21 protein-coding genes are annotated in these 24,195 nt (G+C 53.0%); 11 read left to right on the forward strand and 10 right to left on the reverse strand.

Features of this window, described 5'->3' with window-relative positions; translation table 11 throughout:
- Positions 1-147: 147 nt before the first annotated feature.
- Positions 148-1,563 (reverse strand): uracil-xanthine permease family protein, encoded by a 1,416-nt coding sequence (locus tag IEW52_RS10655; protein ID WP_188630054.1) that lies wholly within the window; start codon positions 1,561-1,563, stop codon positions 148-150.
- A gap of 367 nt (positions 1,564-1,930) precedes the next feature.
- Positions 1,931-2,743: a posphoenolpyruvate synthetase regulatory kinase/phosphorylase PpsR gene (gene ppsR, locus IEW52_RS10660; protein WP_188630055.1), complete on the reverse strand. Its 813-nt coding sequence runs from the start codon at positions 2,741-2,743 to the stop codon at positions 1,931-1,933.
- A 177-nt stretch (positions 2,744-2,920) separates the two neighbouring features.
- Here ppsR and ppsA point away from each other — a divergent pair, with 177 nt between their 5' ends.
- From ppsA to queE, 4 genes are all read left to right on the forward strand, one after another.
- Positions 2,921-5,296 (forward strand): phosphoenolpyruvate synthase, encoded by a 2,376-nt coding sequence (ppsA, locus tag IEW52_RS10665; RefSeq protein ID WP_188630056.1) that lies wholly within the window; start codon positions 2,921-2,923, stop codon positions 5,294-5,296.
- Positions 5,297-5,434: 138 nt separating this feature from the next.
- A complete protein-coding gene (queC, locus tag IEW52_RS10670) occupies positions 5,435-6,133 on the forward strand; it encodes a 7-cyano-7-deazaguanine synthase QueC (protein ID WP_188630057.1) in 699 nt (232 codons plus the stop codon).
- Positions 6,133-6,489 carry a 6-pyruvoyl trahydropterin synthase family protein gene (locus IEW52_RS10675; protein WP_188630058.1) on the forward strand — a complete coding sequence of 119 codons (357 nt, stop codon included), beginning with the start codon at positions 6,133-6,135 and terminating at the stop codon, positions 6,487-6,489. The genes queC and IEW52_RS10675 overlap by 1 nt, the downstream gene beginning before the upstream one ends.
- A complete protein-coding gene (queE, locus tag IEW52_RS10680; protein WP_188630059.1) occupies positions 6,486-7,229 on the forward strand; it encodes a 7-carboxy-7-deazaguanine synthase QueE in 744 nt (247 codons plus the stop codon). The genes IEW52_RS10675 and queE overlap by 4 nt, the downstream gene beginning before the upstream one ends.
- Positions 7,230-7,379: 150 nt before the next feature.
- Here queE and moeA read toward each other — a convergent pair whose 3' ends face one another.
- Positions 7,380-8,621, reverse strand: coding sequence for a molybdopterin molybdotransferase MoeA (gene moeA, locus IEW52_RS10685; protein WP_188630060.1), 1,242 nt, complete (start codon positions 8,619-8,621; stop codon positions 7,380-7,382).
- A 225-nt stretch (positions 8,622-8,846) separates the two neighbouring features.
- Here moeA and folE point away from each other — a divergent pair, with 225 nt between their 5' ends.
- The 3 genes from folE to speA all read left to right on the forward strand — a co-directional run bounded on the left by folE (position 8,847) and on the right by speA (position 12,063).
- Positions 8,847-9,503, forward strand: coding sequence for a GTP cyclohydrolase I FolE (gene folE, locus IEW52_RS10690; RefSeq protein ID WP_188630061.1), 657 nt, complete (start codon positions 8,847-8,849; stop codon positions 9,501-9,503).
- 138 nt (positions 9,504-9,641) lie between these two features.
- Complete coding sequence (locus IEW52_RS10695; protein ID WP_373286227.1) at positions 9,642-9,914, forward strand: Rdx family protein; 273 nt, start codon at positions 9,642-9,644, stop codon at positions 9,912-9,914.
- A 244-nt stretch (positions 9,915-10,158) separates the two neighbouring features.
- Positions 10,159-12,063: a biosynthetic arginine decarboxylase gene (gene speA, locus IEW52_RS10700; protein WP_188630062.1), complete on the forward strand. Its 1,905-nt coding sequence runs from the start codon at positions 10,159-10,161 to the stop codon at positions 12,061-12,063.
- Between the two features lie 89 nt (positions 12,064-12,152).
- On the opposite strand, the gene IEW52_RS10705 is transcribed toward speA, so the two are convergent.
- Positions 12,153-12,311: a DUF2496 domain-containing protein gene (locus tag IEW52_RS10705; RefSeq protein ID WP_188630063.1), complete on the reverse strand. Its 159-nt coding sequence runs from the start codon at positions 12,309-12,311 to the stop codon at positions 12,153-12,155.
- 361 nt (positions 12,312-12,672) lie between these two features.
- Here IEW52_RS10705 and psrA point away from each other — a divergent pair, with 361 nt between their 5' ends.
- Entirely contained in the window at positions 12,673-13,302 is a 630-nt protein-coding gene (psrA, locus tag IEW52_RS10710) for a TetR family transcriptional repressor PsrA (RefSeq protein WP_188630064.1), read from the forward strand.
- A gap of 29 nt (positions 13,303-13,331) precedes the next feature.
- Positions 13,332-15,563 (forward strand): acyl-CoA dehydrogenase, encoded by a 2,232-nt coding sequence (locus IEW52_RS10715; protein ID WP_188630065.1) that lies wholly within the window; start codon positions 13,332-13,334, stop codon positions 15,561-15,563.
- Positions 15,564-15,806: 243 nt separating this feature from the next.
- Here IEW52_RS10715 and pyk read toward each other — a convergent pair whose 3' ends face one another.
- The 4 genes from pyk to sodB form a co-directional block, all read right to left on the reverse strand.
- On the reverse strand, positions 15,807-17,246 hold the full coding sequence (gene pyk / locus IEW52_RS10720) for a pyruvate kinase (RefSeq protein WP_188630066.1): 1,440 nt from the start codon (positions 17,244-17,246) through the stop codon (positions 15,807-15,809).
- A 290-nt stretch (positions 17,247-17,536) separates the two neighbouring features.
- Positions 17,537-18,388 carry a MurR/RpiR family transcriptional regulator gene (locus IEW52_RS10725; protein ID WP_188630067.1) on the reverse strand — a complete coding sequence of 284 codons (852 nt, stop codon included), beginning with the start codon at positions 18,386-18,388 and terminating at the stop codon, positions 17,537-17,539.
- 237 nt (positions 18,389-18,625) lie between these two features.
- On the reverse strand, positions 18,626-19,939 hold the full coding sequence (gene rimO, locus IEW52_RS10730) for a 30S ribosomal protein S12 methylthiotransferase RimO (protein ID WP_229667906.1): 1,314 nt from the start codon (positions 19,937-19,939) through the stop codon (positions 18,626-18,628).
- A gap of 136 nt (positions 19,940-20,075) precedes the next feature.
- On the reverse strand, positions 20,076-20,657 hold the full coding sequence (gene sodB / locus IEW52_RS10735) for a superoxide dismutase [Fe] (RefSeq protein WP_188630069.1): 582 nt from the start codon (positions 20,655-20,657) through the stop codon (positions 20,076-20,078).
- A 364-nt stretch (positions 20,658-21,021) separates the two neighbouring features.
- Between sodB and IEW52_RS10740 the strand changes: the two genes are divergently transcribed.
- Positions 21,022-21,360, forward strand: coding sequence for a Grx4 family monothiol glutaredoxin (locus IEW52_RS10740; RefSeq protein WP_188630070.1), 339 nt, complete (start codon positions 21,022-21,024; stop codon positions 21,358-21,360).
- A 183-nt stretch (positions 21,361-21,543) separates the two neighbouring features.
- On the opposite strand, the gene tusE is transcribed toward IEW52_RS10740, so the two are convergent.
- A complete protein-coding gene (gene tusE / locus IEW52_RS10745) occupies positions 21,544-21,873 on the reverse strand; it encodes a sulfurtransferase TusE (protein WP_188630071.1) in 330 nt (109 codons plus the stop codon).
- A gap of 44 nt (positions 21,874-21,917) precedes the next feature.
- Positions 21,918-24,005, reverse strand: a complete 2,088-nt coding sequence (gene yccS, locus IEW52_RS10750; RefSeq protein WP_229667903.1) for a YccS family putative transporter — start codon at positions 24,003-24,005, stop codon at positions 21,918-21,920.
- Between yccS and IEW52_RS15770 the strand changes: the two genes are divergently transcribed.
- The gene (locus IEW52_RS15770) at positions 24,004-24,165 is read left to right on the forward strand and encodes a hypothetical protein (RefSeq protein ID WP_229667904.1); all 162 of its coding nucleotides are present in this window, start codon (positions 24,004-24,006) and stop codon (positions 24,163-24,165) included. The two genes, yccS and IEW52_RS15770, sit on opposite strands and share 2 nt — an antisense overlap.
- Positions 24,166-24,195 lie beyond the last annotated feature (30 nt).

Below are 24,195 nucleotides of genomic sequence, written 5' to 3' on the forward strand. Positions count from 1 at the left end.
GCGTAGTAGGGCTGTGTTGTAACAGCCCTTAAAGTACAGCTGACGGCTTATGGATTCCGAAAGGCTGTTCAAACACCAAAAAGCCGGTCTTTCGACCGGCTTTAACCGTATTACAAGCACTGTGGAATCGCCTCAAGGCTTACCCTTTCAGTTAGTTGCCTGCGTTGTCATCTCTTTTTTTTGGGCAGTATCGGCCACTGGCGTGTCTTCACCGTTCATGTCACGCTCGATTTGCTCACGCTCGCGGGCTTCATCCTGCAGAGACTTCTTGGGCAACAGCATGTTCATGGTGAAGGCCATGGTGGCCGCAACAATCACGGGGGAGCCAATCAGCATACGTGCGGTATCTGGCAGCAGAGCGATGGCTTCAGGTACAGCGTTAATCCCCATGGCCATGGCCACGGACAGGGCGGCGATGGTGATGTTGCGTGAAGACAGCTCGTCTTTAACCAGCAACTGAATACCGGTCATGGTGATCATACCGAATACGATAATGGTGGCACCGCCCAGCACAGGGTAGGGGATGGTGGTCATGGCGGCACCAAACTTGGGCAGCAGACCGGCCAGTACCATGAAGATACCTGCAATACCCAGTATATAACGGCTAATGACCTTGGTCATGGCCACGATACCCACGTTCTGGCTGAACGAGGCCGTTGGCAGACCACCAAAGATAGAGCCAATCAAGGTGCAGGCACCGTTACCAATCAGGCCACCAGACAGTTCATTGTCTTTCATTTCGCGGCCCATACCGCCTACGGCAGTTGCAGACAAATCGCCAATGGTTTGTACCGAGTTAACCACACAGATAACCACCATGGAGATAACCGCAGACATATGGAATTCGATGCCAAGGGCAAACGGTGCAGGCAGGGTTACCCAAGGGGCATCAGCAATCTTGTCGAAGCTAACCATGCCAAACGAGAACGCCATGATATAGCCCACCAGAATACCCACGATAATGGCGGCCAGACGCAAGTAACCTTTGGCAAACTGTGAACAGCACAGTACAACGGCAAGGGTCGTTAACCCGACCAGCCAGTTTTGACCACTACCAAAACCTTCGGCCGCCATGTTGCCGCTGCCGGCCATGTACTTGATGGCAATGTCATACAAAGACAAGCCGATCACCAATACCACGGTACCGGCAACAACCGGCGGAAACAGGTGGCGGATCTTCTTGATGAAGATACCGACGATGATCATGGCAATACCACCGGCTACCTGTGCACCCAGAATACCGGGAATACCATAGGCTCCACCAATGGCAATCAGCGAAGGCACATAAGCAAAGCCCACACCGAAAATGGTGGGCATGCCGGAACCAAAGCGACCTACAGGGTAAAGTTGCAACATGGTAGACAAACCAGAAAACAGCAAAGCAACCTGCACCAACATCATGGTTTCTTGTGCATTAGCGCCTGCAACGCCGGCAACAATAAGTGGCGGCGTAACGGCGCCCATTATCATGGCAAGAATATGCTGTAACGAAAGCGGCAGTGCCTTGCCGAACGACGGCTTGCCATAAAAATCGAATATTGACTTGCTTTGACTGTGTTTCATTGCAATAAGTCCCTGAGTTTTGCTCAAGTGGGGTTTAATCTGTGGCCTACGCTGTGGTGCATGATGGCGTAAACCAGAGACTACCACCGATAATGACGTATGTTGCCGGAGCTCTGGTGAAGGAGCTTTCTGTGCACTTTTCAGGGGGATTATCCCAAACGGCACGCCGACATCCGGCTAAATCAGACGCACAACTTATGATGCGACTTGCGTTGTGTTCGACTGCTTGGTTAAACACTGGGTGCAATGTATACATTTTTGTAAACATGAAATCAACATTTTGTTTGTTTTTGTGTGCGATCTCACGGTTAAGATCTCATATCCTAAACAATCCGCTTGTGTACAATAATGAAGTGATCATGGGGCATCAATAGATGCGCCGACGGATGCCGGTGCGCTCCAGTATTCTGACCGAAATTTCCTCTACCGAATGGAAAGTGGTGTCGATAAAAGGAATGGCTTCCATGCGGAACAAACGCTCTACCTGCTGTAGCTCGTAGCGGCACTGTTCTGCGGAAGAATACTGGCTACCCGCCATACGGCGCTGGCGTATTTCCTGCAATCGAGTGCCATCAATGGTCAGGCCAAACAGCTTGTGCCGGTTGGCTTTCAGTGCCTTGGGCAGTTCCATCTGCTGCATGTCCTGATCAATAAATGGATAGTTGGCGACTCGAATACCAAACTGTAATGCCAAATACAGACTGGTGGGGGTTTTGCCGCAACGAGACACGCCCACCAGTATGATATCGGCTTCATCATAGGCTTTGGTGGTCACGCCATCGTCATTTTCCAGTGCATAGTTCACCGCATCAATACGAGTATCGTAGTGCTTTTTGTTTTCCATGCCGTGAGTGCGATTAATGCGTGGATCGGCTTTTACGCCGAGTTGTTCTTCTATGGGCGCAACGAAGGTGTTAAGGAAGTCGTAACATTTAGCGTCACAGGACGTGATAATGTTACGCAAGCTGGTATCAACTATGGTGTGGAATACCAGTGGCAGCTTACCGCTTTGATGATAACAGTCGTTAATTTTGGCTTTCACGTCTTCTGCCTTGCCAGTATCGCCCACAAAAGGGATGGTGACCTGCTCAAAAGGCAAAGGAAACTGGCTTAGCACGGCATGGCCGAACACTTCGGCTGTGATCGCCGTCCCATCAGAAACATAAAAAACCGTGTGCATCAGGCCTCCAGATCTCACTTTTGTGTATTGGTACAGGTTAAACGTTTACCTGAATTTTAAGGCCATTGTAGAATCATTCTGTGCCGAGTCATATAAAGGTATTCAATAATAACAAGCTCGCACGCACACTTATAAAAAATGACGCAACCCAAGAACATCTTTGTTGGAGACGTGGCCGTGAAGGAATATGTAATTTGGTACGAACAGCTCGGAATGCATGATGTAGACCGAGTGGGTGGCAAAAATGCCTCATTAGGCGAGATGATTAGCCAATTGGCCGGTGCTGGAGTATCGGTACCTGGCGGGTTCGCGACCACCGCCTACGCCTTTAACGAATTTCTGGAGCAAAGTGGCTTAAACGCCAAGATTCACGACTTGCTCGATACTCTGGACGTCGACAATATCGCCGCCTTGGGGCAAGCCGGGCAAGATATTCGTCAGTGGGTCATCGATACGCCGTTTCAACCCGAGCTGGAAAGTGCCATTGCTCAAGCGTATGGCGAACTGACTGGCAAGGCCGGCGACCAAGCCTCATTTGCGGTGCGCTCTTCTGCTACCGCAGAAGACATGCCGGATGCCTCCTTTGCCGGGCAGCAAGAAACCTTTTTGAACGTACGCGGCCTGGATGCCGTCATGATCGCCATCAAGCATGTATTTGCTTCGCTGTTTAACGACCGGGCTATTTCTTATCGGGTACATCAGGGCTACGACCACAGAGGCGTGGCTTTGTCTGCGGGCATTCAGCGCATGGTGCGCTCGGATATTGCCGCCTCTGGCGTGATGTTTACCCTGGATACCGAATCGGGTTTTGACCAGGTGGTGTTTATTACCTCTTCTACCGGTTTGGGCGAAATGGTAGTGCAGGGCGCGGTAAACCCCGACGAGTTTTATGTGCACAAGCCGACGCTCAAGGCGGGCCGCCCGGCGGTGGTGCGCAAGACGCTGGGCTCCAAGTTGCAAAAAATGATTTACGCCGAAGGGGTGGATCTGGGCCAGCAGGTGGACATTAAAGAAACCAGCAAAGCCGAGCGCAGCCAGTTCTCGTTAACCAACGACGAAGTGATGGAGCTGGCCAGGCAGGCGGTGACTATCGAGCAGCATTACGGCCGCCCCATGGACATTGAATGGGCAAAAGACGGGGTAGATGGTCAGCTTTATATTGTGCAGGCGCGTCCCGAAACCGTACGCAGCCGTCAAGACACGAATGTGCTGGAGCGTTTTGCGCTGGCAGAGCAAGGTGAAGTGATCATCGAAGGCCGCGCCATCGGTCACAAGATAGGTGCGGGTCCGGCCAAGGTGATTGCTTCTCTGGAGCAGATGGACGACATCAAGCCAGGGGACGTGCTGGTGACCGACATGACGGATCCGGACTGGGAGCCGATCATGAAACGGGCGGCAGCCATTGTGACCAATCGTGGTGGGCGCACCTGCCATGCGGCCATTATTGCCCGCGAGCTGGGCATTCCTGCCGTGGTGGGGTGTGGTGACGCCACCAGCCGCATTAAAGAAGGCCAGGAAGTGACCGTTTCTTGTGCCGAAGGGGATACCGGTTTTATTTATCAGGGCATACTCGATTTCAATATCAATACCTCGGAAGTGGGCTCCATGCCTGCCTCGCCGGTTAAAGTGATGATGAACGTGGGTAACCCCGACCGTGCCTTCGACTTTACCCAATTGCCCAATGCAGGTGTAGGCCTGGCGCGACTGGAATTTATCATCAACCGCATGATAGGCGTGCATCCCAAGGCGCTGCTGAATTACCAGCAGGAAAGCCCCAAGCTGCAGCAGCAGATTGACGACATTATTGCCGGTTACGACAGCCCGCGAGAATTTTTTGTCGCCAAGCTGACCGAAGGCATTGCCACGCTGGCCTCGGCCTTCTGGCCCGAGCGAGTGATCGTTCGCCTGTCCGACTTCAAGTCAAACGAGTACGCCAACCTGCTGGGCGGCGAAGCTTACGAGCCCGATGAAGAAAACCCCATGCTGGGCTTTCGCGGTGCCTCCCGTTACATCTCCGAAGATTTCCGTGACTGCTTTGCCATGGAATGCGAGGCGATGAAGCGGGTACGCAACGACATGGGACTGACCAACGTCGAAATCATGATCCCCTTTGTGCGCACGGTGAATGAAGCAGCGTCCGTGATTGATTTGCTGGCGGAAAACGGCCTCAAGCGTGGCGAAGCCGGTCTTAAAGTCATCATGATGTGCGAGCTACCGTCCAACGCCTTATTGGCGGACAAGTTTCTGGCGTACTTTGATGGCTTTTCCATTGGCTCCAACGACATGACCCAGCTGACACTGGGGCTGGATAGAGACTCGGGGCTGGTAGCGGGATCCTTTGATGAGCGCGACGAGGCGGTGAAGGCGCTGTTGTCGATGGCGATTCAGGCGGCCCGCAAGGCTGGCAAATACGTGGGGATCTGTGGCCAGGGGCCGTCGGATCACGCAGACTTTGCCCAGTGGCTGGTCGAGCAGGGCATAGATTCGGTATCACTCAACCCCGATACGGTGATCGATACCTGGTTGTATCTGGCCGAACACGCGGGTAAATAAACCGGGTACTACCTCTGTTATGTGCAAAGGGCGCTTCGGCGCCCTTTTTTATTTGCGCTGGCGCCGATGGGCGTTAAAATGGCCCCGATTTTTTATTGCCGGTCGCAGCCTACCCGGAAAAAACAAGGACACAATGTGATGAATGCATTATTAATCTGCTCTGGCGGATTTGACTCCGTGACCCTGGCGTATCGTCTGGCTTCAGAAAACGCCCTTGGCGGCTTGCTGAGCTTTGACTATGGTCAGCGCCACAAAAAAGAAATTGACGCCGCTCGCCTGTGTGCCGAACGGCTTCAGGTTCCCCACCTGGTAATGGACATCAGTCACATAGGGGCGCAGCTCTCGGGTTCGGCACTCACCGACGATATAGATGTGCCTCATGGTCACTATAGCGAAGACAACATGAAGCTGACCGTGGTGCCCAACCGCAATGCCATTATGTTGACCATTGCCTTTGGCGTGGCTGCCAGCCGTGGTTTTAATGCGGTGGCACTGGCAGTGCACGGTGGTGATCACTTTATCTACCCCGACTGTCGGCCCGACTTTATTCGCCTGTTTGCCGAGATGCAGCAGCAGGCGCTGGACGGTGTGGCCAATGTGGGCCTGTTTGCCCCTTATGTGAATACCGATAAAACCGAGATCGCTCGCGATGCCGCCCGCTTCAAGGTGCCGGTCGCCGAGACCTGGTCCTGTTATGAAGGGGGCGAGCAGCATTGTGGCCGTTGTGGCACTTGTGTCGAGCGCATCGAGGCCATGGCTCTGGCCGGTGTTGACGATCCCACCTCATATCAAGACACCGAATTCTGGCAGGCGGCCGTGGCCAAGGTGCGCTCTTAATGTATCGTATTAAAAAAGAATTCCACTTTTCAGCCTCCCATCAGCTGGTGCAGATGCCGGACTGGCACCCGTGTGCCCGCTTGCATGGCCATAACTACATAGTGGTGATTGAGCTTGCCAGCGAGACGCTGAACGAGTTTGGCTTTGTGCGCGATTATCTGGAGCTGAAGGCCTTTAAAGACTATCTGGACGACACCCTGGATCACCGCCATCTGAACGAGGTATTGGGCGATGAATGCACCACGGCCGAGCGTTTGGCCAGGCATTTGTTTGATTGGGCCGCCGAGCGCTGGCCGGAGGTGAGCGCGGTATTGGTGTCGGAAACACCGAAAACCTGGGCGGAATATCGCCCATGAGCCAGATCATCATCAGTGACCAATCGATTGCCATCAGTGAAATATTCGGCCCCACCATTCAAGGGGAAGGGGCCTTGGTGGGCGTGCCCACTGTGTTTGTGCGTACCGGTGGTTGTGATTTTCGCTGCAGCTGGTGCGATACCCTGTATGCGGTAGAACCTCGCTTCAAGGCCGACTGGGCACCCATGAGTGCTGCGGCCGTGATGGCCGAGGTGCAGCGCTTGAGTGGCGGGCAGCCCTTGTTGGTGACCTTGTCTGGGGGCAATCCGGCGCTGCAACCACTGAGCGAGCTTATTACCCGGGGACAAGACCAAGGTTACACCTTTGCCATTGAAACCCAGGGCAGCAAGGCACAACCCTGGTTTGCGCTGCTTGATCATCTCACCCTCAGCCCCAAGCCGCCTTCGGCCAAGATGTCTTTTAATGCCGCACGCTTTGCCGACTGTCTGGAGGCCGCAGGGCCACACACCCAGGTAAGCCTGAAGCTGGTGATTGCCGATGAAGCGGATTATCAGTGGGCGCGCGAGTTTGCAGCTGATTATCCTGGGTTGCCGCTGACCTTGCAGCCCTGTAACCCGGCTCCGGCCATGCCGGAACAGCCTGAACTTGAAACCGACCTTGCAGATCTTAATGCACGGTTGCGCTGGCTGGTGGACAAGGTCACTGCAGATCGCTGGTTCAATGCTCGCGTGTTGCCTCAGCTGCATGTCTTGATCTGGAATAACGAGCGAGGGGTTTAAATAAAGCAGGAAGCCATCAGCGGTAAGCTAAAGACAAGGCTAAAACCAAGTTTCTGACGTTCGTCAAGATGACGGAAAAACACCGAACCTGCAGGTTCGGTGTTTTGTATCACTGACCGCTGAAAGCTTACCGCTGACGGCTGTGAGTTATCACCAATACAAGCCGTCAATCAGCTCCAGCGTCACCTGTTCACCCTGGGCGACATTGCCGCGGTCTTGTTCCAGATGCAGCAGGCAGTTGGCGGTCGCCATGGCGCTGAAGACGCCGGAGCTTTGTGCGCCGGCAGCCACCACGCCCAGGCTGCCATCGGGTTGGGTGCTGACGATGCCGCGCTGAAAGTCCATTCGGCCAGGACTTTTCTTGAACGCCATCATGGCGGTTGCCTGCAGGGTCACCGGAGCCGGCAGGGTTTCCCCCGTCAGCCTGGCCAGCGCGGGGCGGACCAACAAATGAAAGGTGACGGCGGCGGAGACCGGATTACCCGGTAAACCAAAGAAAGGGCTGTCATTGATATGGCCAAAGGCAAAGGGTTTGCCCGGTTTCACTGCCAGCTTCCAAAAGCCGATACGGCCGACGTCTTCCAATACTTGCTTGGTATAGTCAGCATCGCCCACGGATACGCCGCCCGAGGTAATAATGGCGTCGGCTTCGTTGGCGGCCTTGAGAAAGGCGCTGCGGATCTGCTCGGGATCGTCTTTGATGATGCCATAATCGATCACGGTCACGCCCAGGCGTTGCAACATGGCGTGAATACCAATGCGATTGGAGTCGTAAATCTCGCCCGGCCCCAGCAGTTCACCCGGGCTTTTCAGCTCGTCACCGGTAGACAGCAAGGCCACGGTAAGCGGGCGGCGCACATAAAGTTGCTCCAGCCCCAGAGAAGATAATACCGCCAGTACCCGTGCGTTGATGCGTGTGCCGGCGGCGAATACCCGCTCACCCTGGGCCAAGTCTTCGGCGGGCAGGCGCACATTTTGCCCTTCGCTAATGGTGCCTTGAGGGTAAATAAGGTTGTGTTCGGAGCGACAATGCTCTTGCATGACCACGGTGTCGGCACCCAGTGGCAGGGCGGCACCGGTCATGATACGTACGCATTCGCCGGCGGCAACACGACTGTTGAAGGGCTGGCCGGCCAGGCTGGTGCCGACTAACGTTAATGCCACGCCCTCCTGCAGATCTGCTGCGCGCAGGGCATAACCATCCATGGCGGAATTGGCGAAAGAAGGCACATCGATAGGGGAGCGAATATCATCTGCCAGAATGCGATTGGACAGCTGTTCAAGCCCGACCAGCTCGCTATCGACAATAAGATCAAGCTGGGCAAGCATATCCTGCCTGGCATCAAGATAAGGACGCAAACCTGGCTGATTACAGTGATCGACGGTCGTCATATGCAGCTTCCTGTTATAAAAACGAGTAGGTTATTGTTTCAGTTTAAAATATTTTGTCACTGTTAACAGCGTTTAACCGAAAATGTGCGGGGTAAAGCGCCTCGAAAAGCGAACAGCCCTGGTGCTGTAAACAGCAGACGAATCTTGCATTCACACCGGGCGGCAAATGCACTACCATTCTTGCAGCCTGTTTTACTGTATTTTATTTCTCCAACGGGGACCATCATGACTGCTTTGAGCGATGCCGCTATTCGGGTCCGTTCTGCCCTTGAAAGCCGAGGGCTGGAAACGCCAATGAAAGGCAACAACCTGACTCTAGATGATAAGCAAGCACGCATCACCGGACTAATGACCGAGATGATGGACGTGCTGGGCCTGGACCTGGAAGACGACAGCCTAGCGGAAACACCACAACGTATTGCCAAAATGTATGTGCGCGAAATTTTTTCCGGCCTGGATTACAGTTATTTTCCAAAAATCACCATGATCGACAACAAGATGAAAGTCGATGAAATGGTTCAGGTACGTGACATCAGCCTGACCAGTACCTGCGAACATCACTTTGTGACCATAGACGGCTCGGCAACGGTGGCCTATATACCGCGCTCCAAGGTGATTGGCTTGTCCAAAATCAACCGCATAGTGCAGTTTTTTGCCCGTCGTCCCCAGGTGCAAGAACGGCTGACCCAACAGGTTTTGGTGGCATTACAAACCTTGCTGGAGTCCGATGATGTGGCGGTCAGTATCAGTGCCACCCATTATTGCGTCAAGGCGCGGGGCGTCATGGATGCCACCAGTAGCACGACCACCACTTCCCTTGGCGGTATTTTCAAGAGCCGGGCCGAAACGCGACATGAATTTTTAAGTGGCGTGGTACGCTAGCCTTAGGGGAGCTGTCAGTTAAAGAGCAATGTGTGCCTTAAGCTTGCGGCGGGCAGCGTAAGGCGTACAAGGGGGTTTCAAGTTTTAGCTGCGGGTCCTGCAAAGCAGAAGGTGCTGTTCGTGATAAGGAATACGTCGATGAAACCCAGAGTAGAAATTCGCTACTGCTCTTTATGCCGCTGGTTGCTGCGCTCGGCGTGGCTGGCGCAAGAAATACTGTCGACCTTTAACGACGATGTCGGTGAGGTGGCCTTGATCCCGGGTGAAAAGGGGCAGTTTCAGATTTTGGTGGATGAGCGGCTTATCTGGTGCCGTCTGGCCGATGACGGCTTTCCCGAAGCCAAAGTCATCAAGCAACGGCTGCGGGATCATATTGCCCCTGATCGTGACCTGGGCCATAACGACCGTTAATGGCGTTATCGTGCAAGAAAACAGTCACCATGCTGGTCAGCAGTAATGGCGGTGTGTAGACTCTGCCCCCTCTTTTTCAGTAACCAGACTGAAGGGGCCTCTAACGGTTAATGCGAGGGCTTTTTTAGTCGGATTTTCTGGAATATTGAATGCTTACGCTCTTGAAGCGTTATCAATTTATCGTACCGAACCTGTGCCAGGCTCGGATCTTCTATGACCCTGACACGCAAAGGGGACAAAGAACATGGCTGAATGGTCCGCAAGTGACGCCCTCAAAGTATATAACCTGCCTTATTGGGGCGCCGGTTTTTTTCATCTCGATGAGCAAGGGCAAGTCATTGTCACGCCCGATAAATCTCGCCCCGATGCCAAAGTGGTGCTGTCCGATGTGGTTGAGCAGCTAAAGGCCGAAGGTTATGCCACTCCGGTATTGCTGCGTTTTCCCGATATCATCAAAAGTCGTATCGATGCTCTGTTTAATGCCTTTAACGGTGCCATTGAAGAATATGGCTACGAAGGCGACTACCTGACGGTGTATCCCATCAAGGTAAACCAGCAGCGAGGCGTGCTGGATGCGGTCACCAAGGCCTATAAAGACAAGCCACGACTGGGGCTGGAAGCCGGCTCCAAACCGGAGTTGCTGGCCGTGTTGGCCCACAGCCACGAAACCGAATCGGTGATCGTGTGCAACGGCTATAAAGATAAAGAGTATATCCGCCTGGCGCTGTTGGGCACCAAGATGGGACACCAGGTTTACATCGTCATCGAAAAGCTGTCTGAGCTGGCCATGGTGATGGAAGAGGCCAAGTGCATTGACGTAGAGCCAAGACTGGGCATGCGCGCTCGTCTCGCTTCTCAGGGAGCCGGCAAGTGGCAATCCAGCGGTGGCGAAAAGTCCAAGTTTGGTCTGAGTGCCGCCCATGTGCTGAACCTGGTGCAACAGCTGCGTGATGCAGATTGTCTGCACTGGTTGCAACTGCTGCATTTTCACCTGGGCTCGCAAATTGCCAATATTCGTGACATTCAAAAAGGCGTACGCGAATGCGGCCGCTTTTATGGCGAATTACGCCGTATCGGCGTGCCGGTGAATATTGTCGATGTAGGCGGTGGCCTGGGCGTGGACTACGAAGGTACTCGTTCGCAAAGCTATTGCTCGGCCAACTACAACCTGCGTGAATACGCCAACAACGTGGTGTGGGGCATCGGCAACGTCTGCCGCGAATTCGATTTGCCTTACCCGCTGATCATCAGCGAGTCGGGCCGCGCCATTACCGCACACCATGCAGTATTGATTTCGGATGTGATCAGCATAGAGTCTGCCAAACCGCAAACGGCCAAGGCGCCTGCCGAAGATGCAGCCATGTTGCTGCACGATATCTGGGATACCTGGGAAGATCTGTGCCGTGAAGATCCGCCGTTGCTCGAAATTTATCACGACACGGTCGCCGAGCTTGGTGATGTGCATCAGCAATACAACATGGGGCTGATGACGCTGGAAGAGCGAGCCTGGGCAGAAGAAATGCACCTTAATATCTGTCTGAGTATCAAGGCGCAACTCAGCACGGCCAATCGTTCGCATCGCCCTATTATGGACGAGCTGAACGAGAAGCTGGCCGACAAGTGCTTTGTAAACTTTTCGCTGTTTCAATCGTTGCCGGATGCCTGGGGGATTGACCAGATCTTTCCGGTGTTGCCCTTGGACGGTCTGGACAGAGAACCGACTCGTCGCGCGGTGATCCTGGATATTACCTGTGACTCGGACGGTGCCATCGATCAGTATGTAGACGGCCAGGGCGTAGAAACCACCTTGCCGATGCCGGAGTTTGTACCTGGCCAGCCCCAGTATCTGGGCTTTTTCCTGGTGGGCGCCTATCAGGAAATTCTGGGCGACATGCACAATCTGTTTGGCGACACCCATAGCGCGGAAGTGTCGGTCGACAGCGAGGGCAAGACGGTGATCAGTGATGTGAAGGCCGGCAGTACGGTTGCCGATATGCTGCGTTACGTAGACATAGACCCTTCCGCCATTATTGCCCGTTACGAAACCATACTGAGTCAGCCGCATCTGGACGATGAATATCGTGCCATTATGCGCCAAGAGCTGACCGCCGGTCTGGAAGGCTATACCTATCTGGAAGAAGAGCGCTAAGCCCTGCAGGAGCTGTAAGCCATAAGCTGTCAGTTAAAGATAAAACACCGCTCCCATAAAGAGCGGTGTTTTTTTATTGATTCGCGATCCTACTCTTCATCCTTGCTGGCATCCAGCTTGCGCTTATAGTCTGCGGTGACCATGGCCAGGGCTTTTAGTGCCAGCTCGGGTGCTACCTGATTCAACTCCAGTAATTCAATCAAGTCTACGGCCAGTTGTACCTCTGCTGGTGCCTCATGCAAACTCATCACAGTCCCTCATTTCAAATAGCGTGAAGTGTAAAGAGTAAAGTGTAAAGAGTGAAGTGGACGACCTGATACAGGCCAAGCTGGTTGCCTTCGGGCCGGCTATTGGCTTGTTCACGTTACACTTTGCCGTTCACTCTTTGCTGTCTCTTGAATCCAGGCAAAAAAATGCCCAGCAGGGCTGGGCGAACTTAGTGCTTAATTGCAGTGGCATTACATTGGAGCAGGGTAAGTATAAAAGGTTCCAAAAAATTATTATTTAATAGCAACACAGCGAGTGACCGCTTTTAGCCTGACCATTTAGCTTGACAATAATGGCTGATGAAACGTAAATTTTAAACAGTTGTTTTATTTGAGGTGGCCCGTGGCTAAAAAAGAAACCAAGCAGAAAATACTCAATGCCGCCGAATTGCTGTTTTCCGAGCAGGGCTTCAGTGATACCTCGCTGCGACAAATTACCGGCGATGCCGAGGTTAACCTGGCCTCGGTCAACTATCATTTTGGATCGAAAAAAGACCTGATCAAAGCGGTGATGGATCGTTATCTTGCCATTTTCATGCCCAACTCGAATACAGCCTTGTTGCAGCTACTGGACGAACCGACCATTACCTTGCATCAGGTGTTTGATTGTTTTGTGGCCCCCTTGATGCAGCTTGTTGCCGTGCAGCGCCGCGGCCCGGAGATCTTTCTGCAGTTGCTGGGGCGGGGTTATATCGATAATCAGGGCTTTTTGCGCTGGTTTATCGTTAATCATTATGGCGAGGTATTAGATAACTTTACCCAGGCCATTCAAAAAGCGGCACCGGGATTGTCATCGGCAGACTTGTTCTGGCGATTGCATTTTACCCTGGGCACTGTGGTGTTCACCATGGCCTCAAGTGAGGCACTACGTGATATTGCCAAGGCCGACTTTAATGAAGACATAGATGTAGAAGGGCTGGTGCGCAAGGTCATTCCTTATCTTGCCAGCGGAGTAGGCGCCAAACCTGTATAAAAACTGTGTGGTTTACGAGGAGTGGGAACATGAGTTTACGCAAGAAGTGGATCAGCAAACCGGCCTTTGCCACCTTTAAAAAGATTCTGCCGCCGTTGTCGGTAACCGAACGTGAAGCAATGGAAGCCGGCACGGTATGGTGGGACGGTGACTTGTTTGGCGGCAAGCCAGACTGGTCTAAACTGCTGGCTTATGGACCTTCTCGCCTCAGCGAAGACGAGCAATACTTTCTCGATAATCAGGTAGAAACGCTGCTGGCCATGCTGGATGACCATCAGATTGTCAACGACGAGCGTGAGCTGCCCGAGCCGGTATGGGACTACATCAAGCAGGAAGGCTTTTTCTCGCTGATTATTCCCAAGGCATACGGCGGCCGCGATTTTTCTGCCTACGCCAACTCCACCATAGTGGCCCGCATTGCCTCGCGCAGTGTGAGTGCCGCAGTGACTGTCATGGTGCCCAACTCATTGGGCCCCGGCGAATTGTTGATGCATTATGGTACCCAGCAGCAAAAAGATCGCTGGTTGCCCGGTCTGGCCAAAGGCACGGAAGTGCCGTGCTTTGCGCTTACGGGGCCGGAGGCGGGGTCGGATGCGGGAGCGATTCCCGATTCGGGCGTGGTATGCAAGGAAGAGTTTGACGGTCAGGAGATAGTAGGTGTTCGTCTGAATTGGGATAAACGCTATATTACGCTGGCGCCAAGAGCGACCGTACTGGGGCTGGCATTCAAGCTGTTTGATCCCGAAGGCTTGCTGGGTGACAACAAGGCGCCGGGTATTACCTGTGCCTTGATCCCCACCAGCCACCCGGGCGTTGAGCTGGGCGACCGACACTTTCCGATGGGGCTGGCCTTTTTGAATGGCACCACCCACGGCAAAGACGTCTTTATTCCACTGGACTGGATTATTGGCGGGCCTGAGTATGCCGGCCGAGGCTGGCGCATGCTGGTGGAGTGCCTGTCGGCTGGACGAGGCATTTCGTTGCCCGCACTGGGCACCGCCAGTGGGCATTTGTCGGTGCGCAGCACCAGTGCCTATGCCTATGTGCGTAAGCAATTCGGTTTGTCGATCGGCAAATTTGAAGGGGTGCAAGAAGCGCTGGCCAGCATCGGGGGGCTGACTTACCAGCTGGAAGCCACGCGTCGACTTACCGCCAGGGCGCTGGACTTGAAAGAGAGCCCGGCCATAGTGACCGCCATTTCAAAATACCACATGACGGAAATGGCGCGTACCGTGCTGGATCACGCCATGGATGTGCACGCGGGTAAGGCCATTCAAATGGGCCCTAAAAATTATCTGGCCCATAACTACATGGGCATTCCGGTCGCCATTACGGTGGAAGGGGCCAATATTCTAACCCGTAATCTGATGATTTTTGGCCAGGGTGCCACTCGTTGTCACCCTTACGTGCTTCATGAGCTGGAAGCGGCGGCCAACCCGGATGAACAGGCCGGGCTGGATGAATTTGACCGTCTGTTGTTCAAGCACATCGGATTTGCTACCGGCAACGTGTTTGGTGCACTTTGGCAAGGCTTGACCGGTGCACGCTTTAACCGGGCCCCGGTGTCGGGTGAAACGGCCGTGTACTACCGTCAGCTGGCGCGCATGAGTAAAGCGCTGGCCCTGTGTGCTGACATGTCGATGCTGATGCTGGGCGGCGATCTCAAGCGTAAAGAGATGATTTCGGCCCGCCTGGGCGATGTATTGAGTCATCTCTATTTAGGCAGTGCTACCCTCAAGTTCTTTGAAGACAACGGCCGACCCAGTGACGAATTACCCTTCGTGCATTATGCGCTGACCCGTAATCTGCATTTGATTGGCGATGCGCTGGATGGTTTTTTTCAGAACTTTCCCAATCGGGCGGTGGCGTTTACCTTGAAGGCGCTGATCTTCCCGCTGGGTAACCATTATAAAAAACCGCTGGATAAACATGCTCAGGCCATTGGCACGCTGTTGATGACACCGTCGGGCATTCGTGACCGGTTAACCTCCCTGTGCTATGTGCCCGAGGCCGGCAAACCGGGACTGGGTGAGGTGGAAGCGGCTTTTCTGGCCATGATGGGGGTGCAGCATATCGAGAAAAAACTGCATCAGGCACAAAAAGCCGGCACCTTGCCACGCAAGCTGGCGTTTAACGAATTGCTTGTTCAGGGCAGGGCACACAACATCATCAGCGATGATGATATCAAGCAGCTGGAGCATGCAGACGTACTGCGCTGGCAAGCCATAGCGGTAGACAGCTTCAAGCCCGGAGTCCTTTAAAAGCAGCTATCAGCGGTAAGCTAGAAGCTGGAAGCAGACACTGAGCCGGTTATTTCGGTGTCTTTCATTCAAGCTTCTAGCGCTATGTTTTCTTGCTGTGAGGTTTTATTTGATCCGTAGCTGATCGCTTATAGCTGACGGCTTCCAGCTTTTCTTCAGGATCAAAAAAGCCGCCTAGGGGCGGCTTTTTTATTACTGCTGTTAAGCCTGATTCACCAGGCTAAGCACATTCAGCGAATGGGCTTATTCAACGGTCAGTATCTTGCAGGTGTTGGTGCTGCCTACCACTTCCATGGTGTCGCCGTGGGTCAGCAATACCAGGTCGCCGCTGTTCACGTAACCGGCTTTCTTCAAGGTGGCCAGCGCCTCACGGCTGACTTCGACGTTGTTCAGCTTCTCGTCATGCTTGAAGTAAACAGGCGTCACACCGCGGTACATGTTGCTCCAGGCCAGGGTCTTTTCTTCGCCAGACAGCGAAAAAATAGGCAGGCCAGAGCTGATGCGAGACAGCAGCAGCGGAGTAGTGCCGGAGTGAGTCAGCGCCACTATGGCTTTAACACCTTGCAGGTGGTTGGCCGCATACATGGTCGACATGGCGACGGTTTCTTCTACCGAGGTGAAGGTAAAGTTCATGCGGTGATTGGATACGTTGATGCTTGGGTGCTTTTCGGCGCCCAGACACACTTCAGCCATGGCTTTAACGGTTTCAATCGGGAAGTCACCAGCGGCGGTTTCGGCAGACAGCATGACCGCATCGGTACCATCCAGCACGGCGTTGGCCACGTCCATGACTTCGGCACGGGTCGGCAGCGGAGCGGAAATCATGGACTCCATCATTTGCGTGGCGGTAATAACAACGCGGTTCAGGCGACGAGAGGCACGGATCAGCTTTTTCTGTACGCCAACCAGCTCGGAGTCACCAATTTCAACACCCAAGTCACCACGGGCAACCATGACTACGTCGGACGCCAGAATCACGTCTTCCATGGCGGCATCGGTAGCCACGGCTTCGGCACGTTCTACCTTGGCCACCATTTTGGCGTTGCTGCCAGCGGCACGAGCCAGCTCACGAGCAATTTTCATGTCTTCGCCGGTACGAGGGAAAGACACAGCCAGGTAATCTACGCCGATTTTGGCAGCAGTAATAATGTCTTCTTTGTCTTTTTCGGTCAGGGCCGGAGCAGACAGACCGCCGCCTTTTTTGTTGATGCCCTTGTTGTTGGACAGGGGGCCGGCCACGGTCACTTCGGTCAGTACCTTGTTGCCATCTACGCCTTCAACGCGCAACTGTACACGACCATCGTCGAGCAGCAGAATATCGTCGACCTTAACGTCTCTTGGCAGATCCTTATAATCGATACCTACCTGCTGCTGGTCGCCTTCGCCTTTTGCCAGGTCGGCATCCAGTACAAACTTGTCACCAATGTTCAGGTGAATTTTGCCGTCTTTAAAGGTAGAAACACGAATTTTAGGGCCCTGCAAATCACCCAGAATAGCCACGTGCTTGCCCAGTTTTTTGGCAATCTCACGTACTTGATTAGCCCGGTTCATATGATCTTCGGCAGTGCCGTGAGAGAAGTTCATGCGCACCACGTTGGCGCCGGCTTTGATAATGCCTTCGAGATTATTGTCGCGATCAGTGGCCGGACCCAGGGTAGTAACTATCTTGGTACGTCTTAACATAAGAGACTCCAGTGTAGAGGTAGATCACATAAAGATGAAAAATGCGTGTGGTGTTTCAGCCTGACATGGCCTGAAACGTTAATAGAATAAGGAGCGTCAGCAGGTAAGCACTTCGATTTCGAGAAAGTCGTTGTCGTATCCTTCGACATTCGGGAGATGTTGATTGGCTTGCTCACGGTTGATTGCTGCACCCTTGGTTTATAAATTGTTATCGATAATAACTGAAGGAAATGAAAAAGTGTAGACTGCGTCACAAAAATGACTGTTGTTTGCCATCCAATTGATCAAAATCAAAGATAAGGGTTATCAAATTGCGAATTTTTTATCCCTTCTTTAACTTTTCTCAGATTCTCTCTGAATTTACTGCCTCGGCGCAAGATAAACCCAGTAGCCAGTACATCAATAAGTACCATTTGAGTCAACCTTGAAGCCATTGGAAGATATAAATCCGCATCATTTGGCACATCCATTGATAGCACCATTGTACACACTCTGGCCAGCGGAGAATCTTTGGCGGTTAATCCCAGCACAATGGCGTCGTTTTGCCGAGCCAGCTGGGCGATTTCTACCAAGGCTTTGGTGCGGCCGGTATAAGAGATTAATACCAATACATCGTCTGCCGAGCAGTTGGCAGCACTCATGCGCATCATGACCACATCGTCAAAACATTGTACGGGAACGTTAAAGCGAAAAAACTTATTCATGGCATCATGTGCCACGGCCGAGGAGGCTCCCAGACCAAAAAAAGACAACCGTTTTGCCTGGGTCAGCACGTCTACCGTGCGATTCACCGCTTGTGGATCCAGGCTGCTTTGGGCGGCATTCAAACAGGCCATGCTCGACTCGAACACCTTGGCGGTATAGGACTCGGGACTGTCGTTATCATCAAGCTGGCGGTGTACATAAGGCGCACCATTGGCCAGGCTCTGTGCCAGATGCAACTTGAAATCAGGAAAGCCCTTGGTATCCAGTCGGCGGCAAAAACGATTAACCGTAGGCTCGCTCACATCGGCCAGTTTGGCCAGTGTGGCAATGCTGGAATGAATCGCGGTTTGCGGAGAAGCCAGGATCACATCTGCGACCTTGCGTTCCGACTTACTAAAACTTTCAAGATGTTGTGTAATTCTTTCTAATGTATTCATCTGTATTACCGGGTTTTGTAAGCAGGTCAACAGACCCCAAGGCTGCAAAAACAAGAATCACTATACAGGACAAATGATTAACTGATGAGTCTGAGGTTAACAAAAAATAGTGTCGAAAAAAAAGTGAATGAAAAGCACCCAAAAAAGTAGCCGGGTAACATCAGTTGTTGCTGGGTGACGGAAGCAGGGCACAAAAAAGCCCCGCAGTGCGGGGCTATATGATACCAACTTGTCTGATCAGGCGAGCTCGGCCCACAAGTCGTATTCATCGGAGTGAGTAATGGTGACGTCAACCATCTGCCCTGGGGTGAGGCTGGTTTCGCCGTTCAGATACACAACACCGTCTATTTCCGGTGCATCGGCGCTGGAGCGGCCAATGGCGCCTTCTTCGTCCACTTCGTCGATCAACACCTGCATGACCTTGCCCACTTTTTGGGCCAACTTGCGGGTAGAAATAGCTTGCTGCAACGACATAAAGCGCTCGAATCGTTGCTGCTTGATCTCTTCCGGTACCGGATCGGCCAGTTCATTGGCGCGAGCCCCGTCAACCGGGCTGTAGGTAAAGCAGCCAACCCGATCCAGTTCGGCCTGCTCGATAAAGTCGAGTAGCAGCTGAAAATCTTCTTCGGTTTCACCGGGAAAGCCGACAATAAAGGTCGAGCGAATGGTGATCTCGGGGCAGATCTCGCGCCAGCTGCGAATACGCTCCAGGGTGCGGTCGATGGAGCCGGGGCGCTTCATCAATTTGAGAATGCGCGGGCTGGCGTGCTGCAGCGGAATATCCAGATAGGGCAGTATGAGGCCATCCCGCATCAGAGGGATCAGGTTATCCACGCTCGGGTAGGGGTAAACATAGTGCAAGCGCACCCACACGCCCATTTTACCCAGTTCTTCGCACAGTGCCTGAATATGGGTCTTGACCGGCATGCCGTCGGCGAAGCCGGTTTTATGTTTCACATCTACGCCGTAGGCAGAAGTGTCCTGAGAAATCACCAGCAGCTCTTTTACCCCGGCATTCACCAGGCGGCGCGCTTCACTGATCACATCTCCTACCGGGCGGCTGTCCAGATCACCCCGCATAGACGGAATAATGCAGAAGGTACACTTGTGGTTGCAGCCTTCGGAAATTTTCAGGTAGGCAAAATGCTTGGGCGTCAGCTTGACGCCTTGCTCGGGTACCAGGTTGATAAAGGGATTGTACTCGGGGCGCGGTACGTAACGGTGCACATGCTCCAGCACCTGCTCGTAGGAATGCGGGCCGGTAATTTCCAGTACCTTGGGGTGAACTTCGCGAATTTGGTCTTCTTTGGCACCCAAACAACCGGTGACAATCACCTTGCCGTTTTCGCTCAGGGCTTCGCCGACCGCTTCCAGAGATTCCTGCACGGCGCTGTCGATAAAGCCACAGGTGTTGACGATCACCATATCGGCATCATCGTAAGAAGGCACGACTTCGTAACCTTCAATACGCAGTTGGGTCAGAATTCGCTCCGAGTCGACCAGATTTTTAGGGCAACCGAGAGACACAAAGCCGATACGGGGAACAGTCATACTCACAAGGCGTCACTCACTTTATAGGGATTCAATAAAAAAGAGCGCGTATTTTACACTGAAACCACGGCGATGACACAGATTTGACCATAAAAAAACCCCGGCAAGCCGGGGTTTTTATCACATTCAGCCAGTATTACTTGGCGAAGTTTTCTGCTGCGAATTCCCAGTTAACCAGGTCCCAGAAGGCTTTAACATAGTCTGGGCGCACGTTGCGATAGTCGATGTAGTAGGCGTGTTCCCATACATCACAGGTCAGCAGCGGCGTCACGTTGTCGGTTAATGGGCAACCGGCGTTAGAGGTGTTGGCGATGGCAACGGTGCCGTCGGCTTTTTTCACCAGCCAGGTCCAGCCTGAGCCAAAGTTGGTCACACAGGATTTGGTGAACTCTTCCTTGAATGCGTCGAAAGAACCAAAGGCTGCGTTAATGGCATCGGCCAGAGCGCCGGTAGGCTCGCCGCCACCGTTTGGAGCCAGGCAGTGCCAGTAGAAGGTGTGGTTCCAGATTTGTGCAGAGTTGTTGAAGATGCCACCAGAAGAGGTCTTGATGATGTCTTCCAGAGATTTACCTTCAAACTCGGTACCAGGAACCAGATTGTTCAGGTTAACCACATAAGAGTTGTGGTGCTTACCATAGTGATATTCCAGAGTTTCCTGAGAAATATGCGGTTCCAGGGCGTTTTTGGCGTAAGGCAGAGCGGGAAGTTCAAATGCCATTCTTATAATCTCCATTTTGATGGTGCCAGCCTGAGGCTGGTCTCGACATTGCGACTTGCTTTCCTGAGCAGGCTCGACTAGCAACTATATAGTCGTAAGCCGCTAAATTACTGAATCCATTGTAGCAGTTAGCCAGATGGCTAAACAACAACACCTTTAGTAGGGTTATCACAACCGGTGCAAATGTGCAAAAAACATCGCACTAAACTGAGCGGGTACGATTGTTTTGCGACCCATTACAAGGGCTAACGGTTTCCTCTGTGTCAATTTATTAAGTCTCGGTCTTGTGACATCAGAGGGATAAAGTAGAATGGGTTTTTTAATAAATCCTGTTTTTACAAACAGCCGTCTGCCGAGGTGCCCCATGGACACAATTGAAAAGATCAAAACCCAAATCAGTGAAAACCCGATACTCTTGTACATGAAGGGTTCCCCCAAGTTCCCAAGCTGCGGTTTTTCTGCCCAGGCTTCTCAGGCGCTGATGAACTGCGGTGAACCCTTTGCCTTTGTTGATATTCTGCAGAATCCGGAAATTCGTGCCGAGCTGCCCAAGTACGCCGATTGGCCAACTTTCCCGCAGTTGTGGGTAGATGGTGAGCTGATAGGCGGCTGCGACATCATCATGGAAATGTTCCAGCAGGGTGAATTGCAGCCATTGGTTAAAGAAACCGCAGCCAAATATCCCAAGCCAGAGCAGGAATAAGCCGAAGGGCAGCTGTAAGCCATAAGCAGTCAGCTATAAGTAAAAGACAACCGCTGTCTGTTGTAGCCGTTTATGTGTTCGGCAAGCAAAGGTATCTGGAAAGCGGCTGTGAGCATAATGCTGACAGCCGCTTTTTATTTGTAATTCATTAATTTTATCAGCAGCTTACAGCTTTCAGCGTTGTTAGATGCACTTTACCGGCTTGGGCAAGCCGGCCAGTTTGGTGGCTTGCTTGGCGGGACCCTTGGGGAAGAGCCGGTATAAATAACGACTGTTGCCTTTTTCTTCGCCCAGCTCTTTGGCCATGGCTTTCACCAGGGCGCGCATGGCCGGCGAGGTGTTGTACTTAAGGTAAAAGTCGCGCACAAACTGAATGACTTCCCAATGTTCCGGGCTTAGCGTAATGCCTTCCTGCTCGGCCAATACAAGCACCATCTCCGGGTGCCAATCCTGGTGCTGCTTAAGATACCCCTGAGCATCGGTCTCGATAGTGCGGCCTTCAAACTCGAACATAATGCTTCCTTTAATCTGGTGTCATTGAATGAGCTGCGGCGATATTACCCAAGTTGAGACGCTGCTGCATCTGTTGTGGCGTCTTGCTGCTGAAAGCCTTCTGCCAGCTGATACAAATCATTTACCAACAAGGTCACATGGCTCAGTAACTGCTGATTAAGAATCAACCATTCATCGTCTCCATAAGCAGAAGCAGTCTGGTTGGCAGGCAAGGGGTCGGAGGCGGGCAGGGCATGTTTGCTGCGTAACGCCTGGGCCGATGCCTGCAGTCGGATCACCAGTTGCTGAATTTGCTCATTGTGTTCGGCGTGCAGCAAGTCACTCTGGGCGCGATGTGCCCCCAAGGTTGAGAGATAAGACAAAAGAGCGTGATTGCGATAGGCAATATCGAAACACAGGTTGAGCCAATACTTGGGAACCGGCTCTACCCGAATATTTTGCCAGGCCAGCGCCAATTGATTATCGGCCAGGTGAGCCTGCTTGCGGGCCAGCCTGTAATCGAGATCTTCATGTCTGCCACTTGAAAACTGCTTGGCAATCGCGGCCAGATAATGGGCGTTGGCCTCCATGGCATCGGCCATTAGTCGAGGCAGATGACGCCGTTGCCAGTCGGGCCAAATAAACCATACCGCCACAAACGACAGCAGGCAGCCCACCAGGGTATCAAACAGTCTGGGTAGCCAGATAAGCTCGCTTGCCCCGCCTTGCAGGTTAAAGGCCAGCAGCACAAACAGGGTAACAAAGCCCACGGCCCAGCTGTAATACACCTTGACCAGAGTAAAAAAGATAAAGGCGCCCAGCAGCAGTATCAGTAACTGGGCGCCAATAGACGGAAAAAGATACAGCAAAGGCACGGCCACCAGAATACCGCCCAGGGTACCCAAAATCCGCTGTACCAGCCGCTTGCGGGTGGCGCTGAAGCTGGGCTGACAGACAAAGAGAATGGTCAGTAATATCCAGTAGCCACGTTCCAGCTCAAAATAGGCAATCAGGCTGTAGGCCAGTGCAAAACCCAGGCTCAGGCGCACTCCGTGGCGAAACAGCAAAGAGTCGGGGTGCAGCAACGCGTGCAGTTTTGGCCAGAATGGCTGGCGCCGGGGGCGAGCCAGTTCAACAGACATTGCCTCGGGCAACGTCTGGCGCTGGGTGAGGGCCTCGGCACGCAGTAATGCCTGATGCAGGTGCTCCATATTACGGCCCAGATACTTCATCGGGCTGAGTAAAGACGGCGGGTAGTCCTGCTTCAGATGGCTGTAATCCAGCTGATCTTGCAGGGCGCTCAGCTCCCAGGCGATACGCTTTCGATGTCGATAGGCATTGTGGGTTAAAATGGCGTAGCCCAATCGATAGCAAGACTCGCCTATTTCTACCAGCAGGGTCTGATAGCCTGCCAGTACGTCTTCCTGTTTTAAGTCCTGATTCAGCTGCTGATAAGAATAATGGCTGGAGGTGGCACGCTCATGCATGTCTTGTACCAGCAGATAAAGCGCCAATAGCCGTCCCAGTTCTTCTTGTTGCGGGTGTCGCCCCTGAATACGGCGATTGAGCATCTGTTTGGTGTTTTCCAGCGCGCTGACCAGCTGAATATTCAGCTGGGCCAGTTGATGGCGCAAATGCTGATGTTGTTGCTCCGGGCTGTCGAAGAATCGGGATTTCTCCAACAGGTATCGGGACAGCGCAAAATAGCATTGTGCCAATTGTTCGTGCACTTGTTTATAAGGCCAGATCAATAATACCAGCCAGGACAACAAGCCGTACCAGGCGGCACCCAGGGTAAGCAGCAGGGGCTGATACCAAAACGAGGGGCTGTCGGCGTGTCCTTGCATGGCATAAAGGGAAACCAGCAAAATACCGAAGCCCAGCGTGCCGGCGGTGGAGCCCCAGGCGCCCATCAAGATCAGTCCTGCGGTACTCAGTACTAAAAAGGGGCCAAACAGCAAGGGGGCATCAATCAGCAGGGTAACCAGACTGATGGCGATAAAGAAGCACAACAGGCTTAGCAGCAAATGCCGCAGCCGCCCTTTGGGATCTTGGTCTACCTCGCTGAGCGCACCGGCCATCACTCCCAGAGTCAGGGTGACGGCTGCGGGTGTCTGCTCCAGCCACCAGCCGGGCAGCAAGAGACTGGTCATGGCCAACAGCACCTTGAGCGCGAAAAAGAAATGGCTGTTGGTAAACACCCCTCTAAACCAGGCAACAACGGGGGAAGATGCGTTTGATGACATTGAGTGGTTCACAATAGGCGATGCTTCGAAAGAGAGAATGCAGAATTCATTGCTTGATAATACGTAACTTGCGGCCAATAAACAGGTCAGCGCCCAT

The sequence above is a fragment of the Oceanisphaera marina genome, assembly GCF_014643915.1.
GTDB lineage: Bacteria > Pseudomonadota > Gammaproteobacteria > Enterobacterales > Aeromonadaceae > Oceanimonas > Oceanimonas marina.